20 protein-coding genes, 1 tRNA gene and 1 pseudogene are annotated in these 18,454 nt (G+C 35.4%); 10 read left to right on the top strand and 12 right to left on the bottom strand.

What is annotated here, in order from left to right; translation table 11 throughout:
- The first annotated feature begins 56 nt into the window (after positions 1–56).
- A tRNA-Thr gene (locus C0430_RS01575) sits at positions 57–130 on the top strand.
- 128 nt (positions 131–258) lie between these two features.
- Positions 259–723 (top strand): DUF5362 family protein, encoded by a 465-nt coding sequence (locus C0430_RS01580; protein WP_290864782.1) that lies wholly within the window; start codon positions 259–261, stop codon positions 721–723.
- Between the two features lie 85 nt (positions 724–808).
- Here C0430_RS01580 and C0430_RS01585 read toward each other — a convergent pair whose 3' ends face one another.
- The 12 genes and pseudogenes from C0430_RS01585 to htpG form a co-directional block, all read right to left on the bottom strand.
- On the bottom strand, positions 809–1,519 hold the full coding sequence (locus C0430_RS01585; RefSeq protein WP_290864784.1) for a DUF4369 domain-containing protein: 711 nt from the start codon (positions 1,517–1,519) through the stop codon (positions 809–811).
- 122 nt (positions 1,520–1,641) lie between these two features.
- Positions 1,642–3,501, bottom strand: a complete 1,860-nt coding sequence (locus C0430_RS01590) for a peptidase M61 (protein WP_290864786.1) — start codon at positions 3,499–3,501, stop codon at positions 1,642–1,644.
- A 119-nt stretch (positions 3,502–3,620) separates the two neighbouring features.
- Positions 3,621–3,899 carry a DUF2805 domain-containing protein gene (locus tag C0430_RS01595; protein ID WP_290864788.1) on the bottom strand — a complete coding sequence of 93 codons (279 nt, stop codon included), beginning with the start codon at positions 3,897–3,899 and terminating at the stop codon, positions 3,621–3,623.
- A gap of 120 nt (positions 3,900–4,019) precedes the next feature.
- Positions 4,020–4,846 (bottom strand): annotated as a pseudogene (locus C0430_RS01600) (sterol desaturase family protein).
- A gap of 44 nt (positions 4,847–4,890) precedes the next feature.
- Positions 4,891–5,493 (bottom strand): alpha-ketoglutarate-dependent dioxygenase AlkB, encoded by a 603-nt coding sequence (locus C0430_RS01605; protein ID WP_290864791.1) that lies wholly within the window; start codon positions 5,491–5,493, stop codon positions 4,891–4,893.
- 73 nt (positions 5,494–5,566) lie between these two features.
- On the bottom strand, positions 5,567–6,274 hold the full coding sequence (gene aqpZ / locus C0430_RS01610; RefSeq protein ID WP_290864792.1) for an aquaporin Z: 708 nt from the start codon (positions 6,272–6,274) through the stop codon (positions 5,567–5,569).
- A gap of 689 nt (positions 6,275–6,963) precedes the next feature.
- On the bottom strand, positions 6,964–7,371 hold the full coding sequence (locus tag C0430_RS01620; protein WP_290864796.1) for a DUF2721 domain-containing protein: 408 nt from the start codon (positions 7,369–7,371) through the stop codon (positions 6,964–6,966).
- A 175-nt stretch (positions 7,372–7,546) separates the two neighbouring features.
- Positions 7,547–7,924: a hypothetical protein gene (locus tag C0430_RS01625; RefSeq protein WP_290864798.1), complete on the bottom strand. Its 378-nt coding sequence runs from the start codon at positions 7,922–7,924 to the stop codon at positions 7,547–7,549.
- Positions 7,924–8,253, bottom strand: a complete 330-nt coding sequence (locus C0430_RS01630) for a hypothetical protein (protein WP_290864801.1) — start codon at positions 8,251–8,253, stop codon at positions 7,924–7,926. Before C0430_RS01630 ends, C0430_RS01625 begins: the two co-directional genes overlap by 1 nt.
- Positions 8,254–8,427: 174 nt before the next feature.
- Positions 8,428–8,739 carry a helix-turn-helix transcriptional regulator gene (locus C0430_RS01635; protein WP_290864803.1) on the bottom strand — a complete coding sequence of 104 codons (312 nt, stop codon included), beginning with the start codon at positions 8,737–8,739 and terminating at the stop codon, positions 8,428–8,430.
- Positions 8,740–8,743: 4 nt separating this feature from the next.
- Complete coding sequence (locus C0430_RS01640) at positions 8,744–9,082, bottom strand: type II toxin-antitoxin system RelE/ParE family toxin (protein ID WP_290864805.1); 339 nt, start codon at positions 9,080–9,082, stop codon at positions 8,744–8,746.
- A gap of 353 nt (positions 9,083–9,435) precedes the next feature.
- On the bottom strand, positions 9,436–11,319 hold the full coding sequence (gene htpG / locus C0430_RS01645) for a molecular chaperone HtpG (RefSeq protein ID WP_290864807.1): 1,884 nt from the start codon (positions 11,317–11,319) through the stop codon (positions 9,436–9,438).
- A 180-nt stretch (positions 11,320–11,499) separates the two neighbouring features.
- Here htpG and C0430_RS01650 point away from each other — a divergent pair, with 180 nt between their 5' ends.
- The 8 genes from C0430_RS01650 to C0430_RS01685 form a co-directional block, all read left to right on the top strand.
- Positions 11,500–12,021 carry a lipocalin family protein gene (locus C0430_RS01650; RefSeq protein ID WP_290864809.1) on the top strand — a complete coding sequence of 174 codons (522 nt, stop codon included), beginning with the start codon at positions 11,500–11,502 and terminating at the stop codon, positions 12,019–12,021.
- A gap of 6 nt (positions 12,022–12,027) precedes the next feature.
- Entirely contained in the window at positions 12,028–12,717 is a 690-nt protein-coding gene (locus C0430_RS01655; RefSeq protein WP_290864811.1) for an OmpA family protein, read from the top strand.
- A 118-nt stretch (positions 12,718–12,835) separates the two neighbouring features.
- Entirely contained in the window at positions 12,836–13,978 is a 1,143-nt protein-coding gene (locus C0430_RS01660; RefSeq protein ID WP_290864823.1) for a glycosyltransferase family 2 protein, read from the top strand.
- A gap of 92 nt (positions 13,979–14,070) precedes the next feature.
- Positions 14,071–15,381 carry a dihydrolipoamide acetyltransferase family protein gene (locus tag C0430_RS01665; protein WP_290864813.1) on the top strand — a complete coding sequence of 437 codons (1,311 nt, stop codon included), beginning with the start codon at positions 14,071–14,073 and terminating at the stop codon, positions 15,379–15,381.
- Between the two features lie 132 nt (positions 15,382–15,513).
- Positions 15,514–16,290, top strand: a complete 777-nt coding sequence (locus C0430_RS01670) for a 3'-5' exonuclease (RefSeq protein ID WP_290864815.1) — start codon at positions 15,514–15,516, stop codon at positions 16,288–16,290.
- Between the two features lie 16 nt (positions 16,291–16,306).
- Positions 16,307–16,918 (top strand): fumarylacetoacetate hydrolase family protein, encoded by a 612-nt coding sequence (locus C0430_RS01675; protein ID WP_290864817.1) that lies wholly within the window; start codon positions 16,307–16,309, stop codon positions 16,916–16,918.
- Entirely contained in the window at positions 16,918–17,262 is a 345-nt protein-coding gene (locus C0430_RS01680; RefSeq protein ID WP_290864819.1) for an Hpt domain-containing protein, read from the top strand. Before C0430_RS01675 ends, C0430_RS01680 begins: the two co-directional genes overlap by 1 nt.
- Before the next feature lie 79 nt (positions 17,263–17,341).
- The coding region (locus C0430_RS01685) for a CinA family nicotinamide mononucleotide deamidase-related protein (RefSeq protein ID WP_290864821.1) at positions 17,342–18,454 on the top strand (1,113 nt) is incomplete at its 3' end.

Consider the following 18,454-nt stretch of genomic DNA (forward strand, 5'->3'; position numbering starts at 1 on the left):
TTGAATTTATTTTGGAAAATTCAAATTCAGACTTATATTTGCACCCGTAATGAGTCGCCAGCGTAGCTCAGTTGGCTAGAGCAGCTGATTTGTAATCAGCAGGTCGTGGGTTCGAGTCCCTCCGCCGGCTCTTTAATAAGACCACTTAACTTTTGTTAAGTGGTTTTTTCGTTTTGTAATATTTGGTAAGGAGAATCAATAGAGTGGAATTCTGTTTTTTTCATTAGATTTGAGGTCTAACCTTAAAACGGAACTATTATGGAAGAGTATTCGGAAATTGAAGAATTTGAATTACGGTTGAATGTATCTGCCAAAGGATTTTTGAAAGAGACCGCTAAATGGGCTTGCTTTTTGTCCATTTTGGGCTATATTGGAATTGTTTTTATTGTTCTAGCAGCAATTTTTGCAGGAGCAGTGTTTGCATTTATTGGTAATTTGAGTCGGGAAATGAATAATTTTGGTGCAATGGGAGGTTCATTTATATCTGCTTTGTATTTGATTATAGCCGTGTTTTACTTTTTTCCGGTTTATTATTTGAATAAGTTTGCTTCAAAAGCAAAGATTGCTTTGAGGGACAATGATTCTAAATCACTGACAGCTTCTTTCGAGTATTTGAAATCACATTACAAATTTATGGGCATTATGGCTTTGATTGTTTTGTCTTTATATGCCTTGATTATGATATTTGCCGTTATTTCTGTTTTAACGGCTGGTTTGAGATAAGTATTTATAAAGTTTTAGTTCAAAAAAACCCGTCTTGTTTCTGAAACAAGACGGGTTTACTATTTAAACAGGAGTTAAATCAAGTTTATTTCTGGGCTTTTACTTTGGCTACATATTCAGTCAATTTTTTTCCATAAGTTGATTTTGCCACTTTTGGAGACATCGCTTTTTGAATGGTATCCAAATATTTTACATTAATATCATAAATGTCTGACAAGGCAATATAAGGAGACACTTCGTAGTCCCTGTTGTTTAGGGCAAAATTGGTAGCAAACAAATATTTGCGTTTGGTGTTGCTTTCTTGACTTGCATTCAAACTGTCTATGGCTTTTTGATTATTGCTTTTGATGGCATTGAATTTTTGTTGAATCATGTCAAGGTTTTGATCTCTAAATCGAGTATTTATTTTTTGATACTCTTCATAAATATCTTGATTTTTAGAACCGGTAATTTTGGCACTTCCAATGAAAGAATCTAGATTTGTTTCTATGTTTATGGTTCCTGGTTCGGCAAAAAACAATAGATTATTGTCCATTGAATTGCTCACGCCCCTGTCCAAGAATAAATAAAGCATTTCGGGAGATTCCAAGTTCAAATCAGTTTCAAATTTTGAATTGCCGTCAATAATTAAGGTGTCAATTGCCACAAGATTAGTGTCAACAACTCTTTGGATGTATAAAGTTCCTTTTTTTAATCCTTTAATATTTCCGGTAAGATGTAAGTTTGTTCCTGATTCGTTCTTGTTACAAGATGACAAAATTAAAAGCGTGACAAATGCAATAATAGTTTTTTTCATTGGTTTTATATTTTTTGCAAAATAAAGAAAATTGTTTGGATAGATTGAATATTGTCGAAATGATTTTTAAAAAAATTCCAATCTATTTCTAAATTTAGATTTTGTTAAATAGCTGATATGCTTTACCTTTTTAACCAAGCTTCTTTTAATGCAGATTTTGATGGGTCGTTGGTTTTAAAGCTTTCCTTTTCTTCGGTTGGTAATTTTACTTTTCCCTTAATGATTTGTTCCTTCCCATCGCGTCTTATTTTTAGGGTAATGGCGTCATTTTCTTTCCAATTTTCACAGTCATAAAGTATTTCATTGACTGTATTCGATTTGTAGTTTTTATCATTGACGGCCAGTATGATGTCGCCAGCCAAAAGACCTAAATTGGTAAAGAAAACGTTTAATTCCATATTCGAATTAACTATGATTTCCCCTTTTTTGTCCGTTATCGCAATGTATAGTTTACCGTCTTTTTCGAATATGTTTCCGGGAATTTTCTCGAATACTTTTGTCAGGCCAACTTTTGCCAAATAAGTTTCATACGGAATAGGTGTTGGTCCCGAAACATAAGTTTTTAAGAATGCACCCACTTCTGGATAAGTCAATTCAGTGATTTTGTCAAAAAGTTCGTTATCGTTAAAGGCTTTGGAAACGCCATATTCGCGGGATAATTTTTGCATTAAATCAAGAATTCCTTTTTCGCCATTGCTATTTTCTCTTATGATGATGTCTATGCACATTCCGATGAGAGCTCCTTTTTGATAGACATTCAAATATTGATCCTTGTAAGGTTTTGTCAACACATTACTGCTCATTGTTGTAAAAGGCATCGTGTCATCCATTTTTTTTGCCTCCTCTATTTTTTCTGCAATGCGGCTGTAAAATTCTTCTTCGTCAATTAATCCTTGATTGATTTGAAAAAGATTCGAAAAATATTCCGTCACGCCTTCATACATCCATAAATGCTGGGACATTTTTGGGAAATTGTAATCAAAATTTTGAATTTCTTGGGAATGAATTGTCAGCGGAGTCACGATATGAAAAAATTCATGCGAAACCACGTCTTTCATCATTATACTCAACTTTTCTTTTGGAATCATTTCTGGAAATACCACGGTGGTTGCAGTCGGATGTTCCAAAGCGCCAAAGCCTTGGGCATCTTTTTCCATTGAAGACAAATACAATAATATGCTGTATTTTTTTGTGGTGTTTATGTTGCCTAAAAATTGTTTTTGGGCGGCAATCATCGTTTTCATGTCCTGTTTGAGACTCTCTGCGGTGATTTTTCCAGTTGGAGAATATACGGCAATTAGAATTTCCATACCGTCAACATTGAAAGAGGTGTAGTCAGGTTTTGAATACATGATTGGATTTTCGACCAATTCAGAATAGCGGGCACTTACAAATAAATCCTTTGTTGCACTTGGATCTTCGTCTGTCATTGAGGTTGTACCCCAAAGTTTAGCCGGATGCAAAACGGTTAATTTATAGGGGATTTCCATATAATTTGAAAAATAACCCACAAAGCAATGCGTGTTGAGCATAACATTTTTGTCGGCATCAATGTTTGAGCCTGAAGGCGAAAAAATAGCATCACTGCCAAAACTTTTTTCAGTTTCAATGTCATAAGTGTCGTTTACCAGATAAGTGATTTTATCCAAAGTTTTTGCATTGGCAATCGACCAAGAATTCTCGTCTAATTTTTTTGTTTCCAATGCATTTCCTTTATAGTCAAAAGCTTTTAAGTCATCAATATAGTTGCCAAAATTATCTTCAGAATACGTTCCGGGAACCATTTTTGGTAAGTGATAGGTGATTTTATCTGTCAAAATTGTCGGTGGATTTACGGTAACCAAAACTTTGTCATTTTTGATTTCGACCAGATTTATGCTCACTTGAACTTCTTTTTTAGGTGAAATTGCTGTCGTGATATTGGCTGTTTTGCAACTCCAAAGAACCGTGGCAAATGTAAATGCCAAAAATATTTTTTTCATTTTATAATAATTGTTTTTATCAAAGCCGATAGGCCTTGAAATAAGGAAATAGGCACAAGCATTTTAGATATTAAAAGCCTGAAATAGGAATAAAAAAAACTCCTTGAAGGAGTTTGTGATTAATCGAGTTTGTTTTTTATATAATATTTTCCGTCTAAATCTTCATCGAAATCATCTATTTTAAGAGGTTTTGGTTTTGGTTTATTTGCAGTGGCTTTCTTTTTCCACATTTCAAATTTTTCTGCGGGCATCTTTTTTTTCATAATTTCAAGAACCTCTTTTTCGGCTAAACCAAATTCTTTCTTTATGATTTCAAAAGGGTTTTTTTCCTCCAAGGCAAACGCAACAAGTTTTTCTGTTTGTTCCCAGGTTAATTCTTTTCGGTTACTCTTCTTCATTAGGTGAAAATTAATTCAAGGGTAATAGTTAATGGTTAATAGATTTGATTTCAAATATGTTCCCAATATTAATAAAAAAAATAATTACTTTTTATCAAAAGAGATTTTTTTTTACTGTTTTTAATTGTTTTTGGGAGAACGGTATTTTTTGAACGGTATTTTTAATAAATTCTTCAATTGATTGTGGTCTTCAGGCTCCATATAAGTGTCGATTCCATAGACGATTTCTTCTTTTGGCAGATACATGTATGTTCCAAAAATGCGATCCCAAACCGAAAAATATTTCCGTAATTGCTGTCTGTATAAGGCAAAATGTAATGATGATGCACTTTGTGCATATTTGGAGACACTATAAAATAGCTCAAAAAAACATCCAGTTTTTTAGGCAAGGAAATATTTGCATGTGTAAATTGAGTGGAAACGACCGAAATGGTTTGATACATAAAAACCAGCCACATTGGACTTCCAACAATTAGAACTCCTAACGTGGTAAAGAGGAACCTAATGACACTTTCGCCCGGATGATGTCTGTTGCCAGAAGTCGTGTCTACCCATATGTCTGTGTGATGAATCAAGTGAAAACGCCAGAGAAATTTAACTTTGTGTTCTACCAAATGAACCAAATAAGCGCCAATTAAATCGAGTAATAGCAAACCAACCAATGTATAAAGCCAAAGTGGCATTTCTGGAAGCCATTGCAACACGCCAAAATTATTTAGAATTGTCCAATCGGAAGCGTTCAATAAAATAAATGCCAAACTAAAATTGACCAGTATTGTAGTCAACGTCATAAAAATATTAATTCCCGCATGCTCCCATTTTTTATAATTGAATTTAAAGAGCGGAAAAGTATTTTCGATTAACCAAAAAAGGGTAATTCCACCAACAAGAATCAAACTTCTGTGCGAAGAAGGGATTGTCGAAAAGTAAGCGGTAATCTCGTTCATAATCAATATTTTGTTCCAAATCTAATGATTTTTGGGTAATATGATTATTGGATGACACGAAATGTTAGATTTATTCGCTCTCCAATGGGTTTTGAAGTTTTTGGAATTTGATGTTTCCAGAAATGTTGGGTAGTTCCTTTCATCAGTAGTAAACTTCCATGTTCGAGCAAAATGTTCTGTTTTAGATCCGGAATTGAATGGTGTTTAAGCTGAAAAACTCTCTCAGCACCAAAACTGACCGAAGCGATAATTGGATTGATGCCCAATTCTTTTTCGTTGTCAGCGTGCCAACCGTTGCTGTCTTTTCCGTCTCGATACTGATTGAGCAAAACCGTTGTAAAATTTGTGTCGGAAACACTTTCGACATGTGATTTCAGCTTTAGCAGAAGCGAATTCCAAGGATGAGGTTGCATTTTTATATTCGAATAGGAATATGGTTTTCCTTCGTTTCCAAACAAAGCGGTCAAGCGAGGTTGAGGATGGATTTTTCCATAAACGCAAATGTCGTCTTGTTGCCAAGGAATGTCATTTTTTAATTCGACGAAAATAGCATCGGCCTCATTTCTGTCGAAAAAATGAGGGTAGTAAATAATTTCTGCATCCGGCAAATTTAAAACTATCGGTTCCGATTGAAAAAGTGGATTCATATTGCAAAAATAAAGAGAAAAACGAAGATTTTCATCTTTGCTTTTCTCTTTAAAAATTTATTTGATAAAGTAATTATGCTATTTCATCTTCCTGCAACAAGTTTTTATAGATTAAACCAGCTACAATGGCGCCTAATATTGGCGCCAGCCAAAACAACCAAACTTGGGACAAAGGTTCTCCACCCACAAATATGGCTTGAGACAAAGAACGAGCGGGATTTACGGAAGTATTGGTAATAGGAATGCTGATTAAATGAATTAAGGTTAGGGCCAATCCAATGGCAATACCGGCGAACTTACCGTTGGCAAATTTGTCCGTTGCGCCAAGAATTACCAACAAGAAAAATAGTGTCAAAATAAACTCTGCTATAAAAGCCGATTGCATGGAATATTCATCAGGCGAAAAAGTGCCAAAACCATTGGAAGCAAATGTACCGGCTTTAGTTGCGTCGATGGCAAATCCAACTTTGCCGGAAGCAATAGTAAATAAAGTTCCTGCGGCAGCAATGGCTCCAACACATTGAGCGATAATATAAGGCACTAATTCTTTTGCAGAAAAACGACCGCCGGCCCATAATCCAAAAGAAACGGCAGGATTAAAGTGTCCTCCCGAAATATGACCCACGGCATATGCCATTGTCAAAACGGTTAAACCAAAAGCGAGCGAAACACCTACAAATCCAATTCCTAAATTTGGAATTCCAGCAGCAAAAAGAGCACTTCCACAACCACCGAAAACCAACCAATACGTGCCAAAAAATTCAGCCAATAATTTTCTCATAATATAAAATTTAGATTGTTAAACTTCACGAAGTTAAGGTATAAGAATCTAAAAATCAATACTATGTGTTAAATATTTAAGGAATGATTACTTGTTGTTTCAAAAGTCACTTCTTGTTAATATAGATTGACACACGAGCATCAAAGAACTATTTGCTTCGAAAGTGTTTGATCAAATAATAAATATTGACTCCCAATATGAAGCTGTTAGAAATGATTATTGGCCAAGATGTCGTCAACATAAAGCCATAAACCACAAATAATAAGCATCCAGTCGAATTAATTATTCTTAATGTATTTATGTTTTTCATTAAAAATGAAATCATCAACACTAATGATGCTAAATAACCTACCAATTCTGTCAAAGTAATATCAAACATTTTAATTTATTTTAGTGAGGGGCAAAAATAGGGTATAGTTGCGAGTTGAAGGTTAGAACTTTTAAAAATTTATCGTAAATTCTCGGCAAGTAATTTTTTAATCTAATTTCAGTCAAGTTCCCAAGAGCAATATTCATTGTGTCTTGCTTTTTCAAAATGTTTGTTTCCTGTCCAAATCTTGTAAAGACTTGACCAATCCGATTACTAAATCATGAAATAATAAATCGATAATTATTAGTAAAGCGTTTTTTTAAATTTGTCCCCGTTGCTGTTGAAATTATAGTGGAATGTTTTTTTTCGTTACTTTAGTTTACTGTTTTACTTCTTTTTTTTCGACTAAATCACTCAAATGCACTCGAAGTGCACCAACAGAAATGTTGATTTCCCAAAACGATAATCCCAATGAAATGAGCAAACTAAGTAGGCTTAAACCAAAAAAAGAAACACCAAATTCTTGCTGGTCCAAATACAATAACAACATTGTGAAAACCGACAAGAACAAACTCAAAACGCCCGCCATTTGCATATAGCGAATGAGTGTCAATCGCAAGTTGAGGTTTTTGATCTCCAATAAAACCATACTGCTTTCTTTTTCCTTGTAAGCTTTTTTCAATCCTCGAATGATGGTGGCAATGGTAAGAAATCGATTGGTGTAAGCCAATAAAATCAAAGAGGTAGCGGAGAATAGTAATGCAGGAGTTTCAATGTGTACAGTCATTTTTTAAATATTTAATTTACGTTCAAAGTTCGTGATTCTTTAGGTAATATGTGGTTTTTTTGAACAAAAAAAGACCCCTTATTTTTCATTTTGCGAGTCTTAATACTTAATACTATTTTCTTGATACTTATTTTATCAAAACTTCTTTTCACGAAAGCTGTCAATTCTTCGCTTTTCAATTAATTTCGTATTCTTCATCTTCATCATCTTGTTCGTCATCTATTTTGTCATTTTCGTCTTCAACTTCATCTTCAATTTCATCATCATCTCCATAAGATTTTTTAATTCTGTATTGAATAAATATTGTTATCAATAAGATTACAGTAAATAATAACGAAAACATTACAAGTCCAACTAATGGCATTCCACAAGGATTATTGTTTTTTTTAAGATAATATACAATTAGGTTAAATGCTAAAATGGTTAATAGAATTTGACCAAAAAAACTAAGTATACAAATGGTTCCAAAGCTCAATTTAATATCTCCTCCAATAGCTTTTCTGCCAAAAATAATTTGAAATAATAGAGGTAGTATAATTAAAATTAGGTGCATTATTTACTCTTAGTTTCAATTATTACAACACCTTTTTTACCTTCGTTAGTTCCATATAATTGTTGAGCTGCTTTTGGATCTAAATAACTAATGTAAAGTAAATCCTCTTTTTTTAACTTCAATTTTACGGTTTGTAAACTTTTTTCATAATCAAATAAAGTACCATTAATAAGAATAATTGGCTTTTTGCTAATCTTCCCAGCTTTAAATATTTTGTGTATTGAATCGGATAAATATAAACTATCATTACCTGAATCTTCTAATAAGAATTTTTGGGTTTTACATCCAAAAATGCAAAATATGAATAACAGAAAAAATATTTTCTTCATAAAATCTGTAGGTGTATTGTTTTCTGTGCCTTGCTGCTAACTTCTTGGCACTTCAGCGGGTTTGGTACTAAATTAAGCCCTATTTTCGGATTTGCCAAATCATTCAGATACAAAACCATCTTTCCATTAAGCCAATTGCCCAAATCCGTTGTGGCTGTTGGGCAATCGGCAATTTTAGTGGATTGCTATATTCTGATTTAGTAATTCTACATTAAAATTAATTTTGGCATTTAAGGCTTTAAAAACTTTAATAATCGTATCGAATCTTGCGTCAGTTAAGCTATTTTCAATTTTTGAAATTTGAGCTTTTTTTACGCCAACTAACTCTCCTAATTGTTCTTGTGTCAAATTTCGTTCTTTACGAATTTGTTTAATTGTTTGACCAATCAAATCAATTTTCAATTCGTTTTCAAAATTTTCTCTACTTATTGTTCCTTTTTCTCCAACGAATTTATCTGTTACGTCATCTAAACTATATGTTTTCATAATCTTATTTTTTTTCGTTAAAATATTTTATTCTTAATGATTCTGCTCTTTCAATTTCTACTTTCGGGGTTTTGTCTGTTTTCTTTATAATGCCGTGAGTAGAAATCACGACTGTATCTTTTTTATCTGATTTATCCCAGAAAGCAAAAAGTCTTAAATATTGTTTGTTGTATAAAGTCCTAAACTCCCAAATCTCGCCATCTAGTTTTTTGAATAGTTCATTATCGTTAACACTTCTCGATTTCCAAATATTATAAAGTATTTTTTCTCTAGATTTCGGGTCTAGATTTTCCAAAAACTCTAAAACTGGTTCAAGAAATTCAACTTTAAATTTATAATCCATTTTTTAGTAATCTTAATTTTCTGTAAAGGTATAAGTTTCCTTTTTAAGAAACAAATGTTGTTTGTTTTTTCGGTTCTCGTTGCTGTTGCCCAACTTTTATATACCCATAAAATTGCCAGTTTTTGTTTTAAATGATTGCATTTATGTGTAGTATCACTTTGTCAAATATGTAGATATTTATTTACAAATCATCGAATGAGTTTTTAACGTGAAAAAACATTCGTTCTGCGCCAAAACAAAAAAACCTGCAAATTTTCACTTGCAGGTTTCGAATTTTCTATTTTCGAAAGATTCCGAACCAAGTTCGGAATAAGCGATTCACACCATTTTATTGCATAAAATGGGTTCTCTGCTTATTTTATCAAATCAAAACTTCTTTTCACGAAAGCCGTCAATTCTTCGCCTTTCAAAAGGTTTTGGGATAATTTAGCCAAGTCCAAAGCTTGTTTTACCAAGTTTTCTTGAGCCGATTTGTCCTCGGTTTTCAAAATGTTGGAAGCCAAGTCGGAATTGGTGTTTACTACCAAGTTGTACATTTCCGGCATATTGCCCATTCCAAACATTCCGCCGCCGCCAGATTGACTCATTTCTTTCATACGACGCATAAATTCTGGTTGCGTGATGATAAACGGAGCAGCATTGCTATCCAAAGCTTCCAATTGTACGGTGTAGGCTTTTGGGATATAAGTTTCCAACGAGGTTTTCAAGCTTTCTTTTTCAGTATCCGATAATTTGGAAATCGTGGTTTCCTCTTTTTTGATCAAATTGTCGATATGGTCTGAATCGACGCGAACGAAAGTCAAATCTTTGTTGTCGCTTTCCAGTTTTTGGATTAAATGCGAGATAATTGGTGAATCCAAAAGCAATACTTCGTATCCTTTTTCTTTGGCAATTTCGATGTAAGAGTGTTGCGCTTCTTTATTTCCTGCATAAAGAACCACCAATTTTCCGTCTTTGTCGGTTTGGTTTTCCTTCAAGTTTTCTTTCAATTCTTCCAAAGTGAAGTATTTGTTGTCAACCGTTGGGTACAAAACAAAAGCACCTGCTTTTTCGTAGAATTTATCCTCGGAAAGCATTCCGTATTCCAAAACGATTTTGATGTCGTTCCATTTTTGTTCGAAATCTTCACGGTTTTCAGTGAACAAGGATTTCAATTTGTCGGCTACTTTACGAGTGATGTAGTTCGAAATTTTCTTCACGGCACCATCGGCTTGTAAACCGGAACGGGAAACGTTCAACGGAATGTCCGGAGAATCAATCACCCCTTTCAACATTGTCAAGAATTCAGGCACGATTCCTTCCACGTTGTCGGTAACGTAAACCTGGTTTTGGTACAATTGGATTTTGTCTTTTTGGATTTGCAAATCGGAACCCAATTTTGGAAAATACAAAATTCCGGTCAAGTTGAACGGGTAATCCACGTTCAAATGGATGTGGAACAAAGGCTCCTCAAATTGCATTGGATACAATTCGTGGTAGAATTTTTTATAATCTTCGTCCTCCAATTCGGTTGGTTGTTTAGTCCAAGCCGGATTTGGATTGTTGATGAAGTTGTCCAATTCGATGGTTTCGTTTACGTAGTCTTCTGGAGCATCTTCCGGTTTTGGAAGTGTTTCTGTTCTAGTTCCAAATTTAATTGGAATAGGCATAAACTTGTTGTAACGGTTCAGCAATTCTTTGATTTTGAATTCTTCCAAAAATTCCAACGAATCTTCGGCGATGTGCAAAATGATTTCCGTTCCGCGACTGGTTTTGTCGGCAGAAGTCAAAGTGAATTCTGGGCTTCCGTCGCAAATCCAGTGGGCTGCCGGTTCGTCTTTGTATGATTTGGTGATGATTTCCACTTTCGAAGCCACCATAAAGGCAGAGTAAAATCCAAGACCAAAATGACCGATGATTCCTGAATCTTTGGCAGAATCCTTGTATTTTTCCAAAAATTCTTCGGCTCCAGAAAAAGCAATTTGGTTGATGTATTTCTCCACTTCGTCGGCAGTCATACCCAAACCTTGGTCAATGATGTGCAGTTTTTTGCCTTCTTTGTCGATTTTAACTTCCAGAATTGGGTTGCCGTATTCTACTTTGGCTTCGCCAATGCTGGTTAAATGTTTTAATTTTAGGGTAGCATCTGTTCCATTCGAAATCAATTCACGCAAGAATATTTCGTGATCGCTATACAAGAATTTCTTGATTAGTGGGAAGATGTTCTCTACCGAAACGTTAATTTGTCCAGTTGCCATATTTTTTGTTTTTAATAGTTTTACAATTGACTTTCTTTTCTTCAAATAAGATACCAATTGCAGTCAAAGTGACAAAATGTCGGAACTGTTAATTTTGATACAAAATGCTTTTGTTCTGAAACATTTTTTGAAGGCTTCCTTGTACCTTTGTATCAAGTTTAATCTTAAAAAGACTATAAAATGAAAAAAACAATTGCATTGATGATAGTGGCTATTTTTTTCTTTGCTTGCAAAAGTAAATCAGGAGCCACCGGTACACCGGTAAAAAGTGAACCAGTTGCCAGCACTAAATTGGACAGAAGTTCCCAAGTGGCCATCAAGGGAGATTGGGTCATTACTAACGTCACTTATCCGGGTTCCGATTACATTAAGGTAAATTCTTTCCAGATTGCCGATTCTAAATGTTTTGTCGGAAGTACTTGGCATTTTATTTCGAACAACAACAAAGGAAACATGAGTTTGACACAATCGGATTGTCCTGCTTTTAGTTCGCCCATTGTTTGGAGCATCAACAAGGAGGGCGTTTTTGTGCTGAAAATTGTGGAAGCCGGAGTGAAATCCAAAACAGTCACTCAAGGTTATTTATTGCGTGTGGACAATCAGACGGAAACTTCATTTCAACTGATTGACACTATCAATGTTGGAGGGCAAAACAAAGAAGTTACGTATCAATTCGAAAAAATCATTTCCACTAAAAACTAAAAAATCATGAAAAAAATATCAATTTTAGGAATAAGCAGTTTGTTTTTATTAGCTACACTTTTTACTGGCTGTGAATCATTAAAAAACACGAACAACACTCAAAAAGGAGCAGGAATTGGAGCAGGAGCAGGAGCTTTGATTGGTGCCATAATCGGGAATAATTCAAAAATTGGAACTGCTGGAGGTGCACTTATTGGCGCTGCAATAGGAGGAGGAACCGGTGCCTTGATAGGGAACAAAATGGATAAACAAGCCCGAGAAATAGATCAAGCCTTGCCAGGTGCTGACGTGGAAAGAGTTGGCGAAGGAATTCGTTTGGTTTTGAACGAAAATGCGGTCCGTTTTGATATCAATAAATCTACATTGACTACACAAGCAAAAGCAAATTTAGATAAATTGATTCCAGTATTTAACGAATACGCCGATACTAACATCGAAATTTTTGGATATACTGACAATACGGGAAAACCAGAATATAATTTGACACTTTCTGGACAAAGAGCTGAATCAGTTAAAAATTATTTAATTGCAAAGGGCTTGGCTGCCTCCCGTTTTAAAACGACTGGGTTGGGAATTGCTGAACCCATTGCGACCAATGACACACCTGAAGGAAGAACCCAAAACCGTCGCGTGGAATTTGCCATTACTGCAAATGACAAAATGGTGCAAGATGCCAAAAAAGAAGCCGGACAATAAAAACTTCTTTTATTGAATAAGAAGGAAAGCTGTTTCGTTATGAAGCAGCTTTTTTTTTTGTCTATTAATATCAAAACAGGAAACATTGAAAGATTATTTTTTCAATTATATTTGTCCAATGCAATTATCCGTCATCATCCTCAATTACAATGTGCGCTACTTCTTGGAATTATGTGTTCTGAGTGTTCAAAATGCCATACAAAATATCGATGCCGAAATTATTGTCATCGACAACCATTCCCAGGATGATAGTTGCAGGATGATGAAAGAGCGTTTTCCTAACGTGAAACTCATTGAAAACAGCGAAAATTTAGGTTTCCCGAAAGGGAATAATATTGGCGTAAGTCAAGCCCAAGGCGAATATATTTGCATCCTCAATCCCGATACCGTTGTCGCCGAAGATACTTTTACGAAAGTGTTGGCTTTCGCCAAAAAACAAAAAGATTTGGGAATTGTGGGCGTGAAACTCATCGACGGAACTGGAAATTTCCTCCCAGAAAGTAAACGCGGAATTCCAACGCCGTTTGTTGCTTTTACCAAAATTACGGGCTTGTATAAAATCTTTCCAAAATTATTTGGTGAATATTATGCCCAACATTTATCCGAGGACGAAACTGGAAAAGTCGCTATCCTGGTTGGTGCTTTTATGGTGATGAAACGAGAATTGTACAATGAAATTGGTGGTTTCGACGAGAATTGTTTCATGTATTCTGACGATATCGATTTGTCGTTCATGGCTTTGCAAAAAGGGAAGTCAAACTATTATTTCCACGAAACTTCTGTCATTCATTATAAAGGAGAAAGCACGGTCAAAGACGGAACTTATATGAAGCGATTCCGTGAAGCGATGAATTTTTTCTATAAAAAACATTTCAGCATTTCCTTTTTGTTTTCGGTTTTTATGGAAATGGGAATTGTCTTTTTTTCAATGGTTAAAATGCTTCAAGGAAAACCAAAACCGAAGTTGGAGCCAGAAAAATATATTCTTGTGTCTGGAGATGAGATTTTGAGAGAAAAATTAGAAAATAAATGGCAAACTTTAGTGGAATTGCAAGATATTACGAAATCGTTTGCGAAAAATAGAAATACAGAAATTGTTTTCGACCAAAACCATCTCGATTTTAAGACCATAATCCAGGCTTTCGAAACAAATAAAAACAAGAACTTCACTTTTAAAATTATTCCGGAATCGTCTGATTTCGTGATTGGTAGCAACAGTAGTTTTGATAGGGGACAAGTCATAAATATCCAAGATTTTTGAATTCACGTAAATTTGTGTAATTCCTGACTCAAACTAAAAATAATTACTAATTTTGCACTCATAAAATCAAAATCACCTTTTGGGTTAATAATATGGCAAGATTTGAATTGAAACTTCCAAAAATGGGAGAAAGCGTTGCAGAAGCAACCATAACAAATTGGTTGAAACAAGTAGGCGACAAAATTGAAGCTGACGAAGCCGTACTCGAAATTGCCACTGACAAAGTAGACAGTGAAGTGCCAAGCGAAGTTTCAGGCGTTTTGGTGGAGCAATTGTTTGGTAAAGACGATTTGGTTCAAGTAGGCCAGACAATTGCCATTATTGAAACCGAAAGTGGTCCGGCTTCAGAAATAAAAAAAGAAGTTGTTGCTCCAGTTGAAGTGGCAGCCATAGAAAAAAGTATTGAGGTTGCCAAAGAATCAATTTCAGTGCCAACCAATTTCTCGGATTCTGATAAATTCTTCTCGCCGTTGGTTAAAAACATTGCCAAAGAAGAAGGTGTTTCTCTTGCCGAATTAGAAAATATTTCTGGTTCTGGAAAAGAAGGAAGAGTAACTAAAGAAGATATTTTAAATTATATAAAAAACAGAGGTTCTGTTGTATCAAGTATAGTCGAGACACCAAAACCGGCGGTTCAACCACAAGCTGCAATCAATAAACCACAGACTTCGCCAGTTTCTGTAAACGGAGGTGACGAAATCATCGAAATGGACAGAATGCGCAAGCTGATTTCCGGATACATGGTGGCTTCGGTACAAATTTCGGCACACGTGCAGTCATTTATAGAAGTCGATGTGACAAATATTGTAAAATGGAGAGACAAAGTTAAAGCTGCTTTCGAAAAAAGAGAAGGCGAGAAGTTGACTTACACTCCGATTTTCATGGAGGCTGTTGCCAAAGCCCTGAAAGATTTTCCAATGATGAACATTGCCGTCGATGGTGATTTTATCATCAAAAAGAAAAATATAAATCTTGGAATGGCAGCGGCATTGCCAAATGGAAATTTAATCGTTCCAGTTATAAAAAATGCGGATCAATTGAACTTGGTAGGAATGGCAAAAGCCGTAAATGACCTTGGAAACCGTGCCAAAGCTGGAAAACTAAAACCGGACGACACTCAAGGCGGAACTTATACAGTTACAAATGTGGGGACTTTTGGCAGTGTTTTCGGAACGCCAATTATCAATCAACCGCAAGTGGGAATATTGGCTCTTGGAGCGATAAGAAAAGTGCCGGCAGTTATCGAAACTCCCGAAGGCGATTTTATTGGCATTCGCCAAAAAATGTTCCTTTCCCACAGTTATGACCACCGCGTGGTGGATGGTGCATTGGGAGGAAGTTTCGTGAAACGCGTTGCCGAATACCTGGAAGCATTTGATTTGGATAGCGATTTTTACGTTTAACGTGAAATTTTAATACACAAACCCGACCTTTTTTTAAATGGGGTCGGGTTTTGGTTTTTTATCCAAAACTTTTTTAATTAATCGACGAACGGTAAGTTCAAAAAGATATATTTGTCATTCTAAAATTTATAAATGGAGCTCAAGCTTAATAAACCAATTTGTTTTTTCGACCTAGAAACCACCGGAATTGATGTCGCCAAAGATCGAATTGTTGAAATATCTGTTTTCAAAGTTTTTCCCAACGGAAATAAGGAAAGTAAAACATGGTTAGTAAATCCAACTATTCCAATTCCACCTCAATCAACCGCCATTCACGGAATCAGCAACGAAAAAGTGGCCAATGAACCAACATTCAGTGAGTTGGCCTCACAGGTTTACAACATGATCAAGGATTCGGATTTGGCAGGATACAATTCGGATCGTTTTGATATTCCGTTATTGGCCGAGGAGTTACTTCGAGCTGGAGTAGATTTCGACATGAAGAATCGAGTTTCAGTTGATGTTCAAACCATTTTTCACAAAATGGAAGAGCGAACATTGAGCGCGGCATTAAAATTTTATTGTGGCCAAAGTCTCGAAAATGCGCATTCTGCCGAAGCAGATACTATGGCGACTTATGAAATTATGAAAGCGCAATTAGACCGTTACCCAGAATTGGAAAACGACATAAAATCGCTCTCCGAATTTACTACCCGAAAAAAAATAGCCGATTTTGCCGGAATGATTGCTTTTGACAAAGATGATGACGAGATTTTTACTTTTGGAAAACACAAAGGAGTAAAAGTCGACAAGGTTTTAGAAACAGAGCCGGGTTATTTCAGTTGGATTCAAAATGCGGATTTTCCTTTATATACCAAGAAAGTATTGACGGCAATCAAGTTGAGGAAATTAAACAATAAATGGAGTTAATTTTTAAAAGTAAATAATGAAAATTATCTGTATCGGCAGGAATTATGTCAATCATATTGAAGAGTTGCAAAACGAAAGACCATCAGAGCCTGTCATTTTCATGAAGCCCGATTCGGCAGTTTTGTTGAAACAACATCCTTTTGTCATTCCTGAATTTTCGAATGACATTCACCACGAAATAGAACTCATTGTTAAAATAAACAAAGTCGGAAAATATATTGACACCAAGTTTGCCCATAAATATTATGATGAAATTAGTGTTGGAATTGACTTTACGGCACGTGATATTCAAAATGAATTAAAATCAAAAGGATTGCCTTGGGAAAAAGCCAAATCCTTTGACGGTTCGGCAGTCATAGGAGAATTTTTACCAAAAAAACAATTTAATTCATTGGAAAATATTACATTTGAATTGACAAACAATAGTAAATTGGTACAAAAAGGTAATGCCAGTCATATGTTGTGGAAAATTGATGAACTCATTTCTTATGTTTCGCGATATTTTACTTTAAAAATTGGTGACATTATTTTTACTGGAACTCCCGCGGGTGTTGCAGCTGTGAAGTCGGAAGACGTTTTAGAAGGATTTTTAGAAGGAAATAAACTATTTAGTATACAAATAAAATAATGGCATTACATTACAACCTAGCAAAAGTGTACGCACTTTCAGATAACGACCCAGAATTTGTCCTGCAAATCGTGACGTTATTTGTTACGGAAGTCCCAGAAGATTTAGCACAAATCAAGGAAGGAATCAAGAAGAAAGATCATAAACATGCTTATGCTTACGCTCATAAAGTTAAGCCAACACTCGATTTACTTGGTTTAAAAGTAGCTTTCGAAGAGATTCTTCAAATCGAAGCTTGGACAAAAGCTGAGGGTGAAAAGAAAGAAATCAAAGAAACTTTTAAGAGTGTCAAAAATCAGGTAGAAGATGCCGTAAAAGAATTGAAAAAAGATTTCGATTTATAGATAATCTTGCTGGTTTTCATTTCTTCAAATTCAAATTCTTTTTTTGAATTTCCAATAAATCTTAAATCCAAAATTAATAATGAAAGCAGCCATAGTTACTATAGGCGACGAAATTCTCATAGGGCAAATTGTCGATACGAATTCCGCTTTTATAGCTAAATCACTGGATCGAATAGGTGTTGAAATTCACGAAATGATTTCCATCAGTGACGACAAACATCATATTGTCGATACTTTCCTGAAATTTCAAAACAAAGTTGATTTGGTCCTGATTACGGGTGGACTTGGTCCAACGAAGGACGATATTACCAAGAAAACTTTCTGTGATTATTTCGACGACGAATTAGTTGTTGATGAAGCAGTACTGGCTCATGTTACCAAGTTGATAGAAGGTTTTTACAAACGAACCATCACGCAAATCAACAAAGATCAAGCCCTTGTTCCTTCAAAATGTACCGTGCTTCACAACGAAGTGGGAACGGCACCGGGAATGTGGATGAAGAAAGAAAACACCGTTTTTATTTCGCTTCCAGGAGTTCCTTTTGAAATGAAATACTTGGTCGAAAACGAAATTATTCCCAAAGTGGTTCGTGAATACAAACGTCCCTACATTCTTCATAAAACCATTATGACGTATGGTCGAGGCGAAAGTGCCGTGGCCGAGCAAATTGAAGATTGGGAGAACAATTTACCCGAATTCATAAAATTAGCCTATTTACCCGCGCCGGGAAGAGTGCGATTGCGTCTTACCGCAAGAGGAACCGACAAAGAGTTTTTGGAAAAATCCATCGAAGAAAACGTGATTTCCTTGACTGAAATAATTGGTGACATCATCGTTGGTTTTGATGATGATGAAACCTTGGAAACGGTCGTTGGAAAACTCTTGAAGCAACAAAATAAAACCATTTCCACTGCCGAAAGTTGCACTGGAGGCAATATTGCGCAGTTGCTTACATCGGTTTCAGGAGCATCCAACTATTTTAAAGGCAGCGTAGTGTCGTATGCGACGGAAACCAAAATCTCGGTTTTGGGTCTTTCGGAAGAATTAATAAATAAATATTCCGTTGTAAGTGCCGAAGTGGCAAAACAAATGGCCATCAACGTCAAAAGCATAATGAAAACGGACTACGCCATTGCCACAACCGGAAATGCCGGACCCACGAAAGGAGACTCAAAAGCAGAACTTGGAACC

The organism is Flavobacterium sp., assembly GCF_013823965.1.
Classification (GTDB): Bacteria; Bacteroidota; Bacteroidia; order Flavobacteriales; family Flavobacteriaceae; genus Flavobacterium.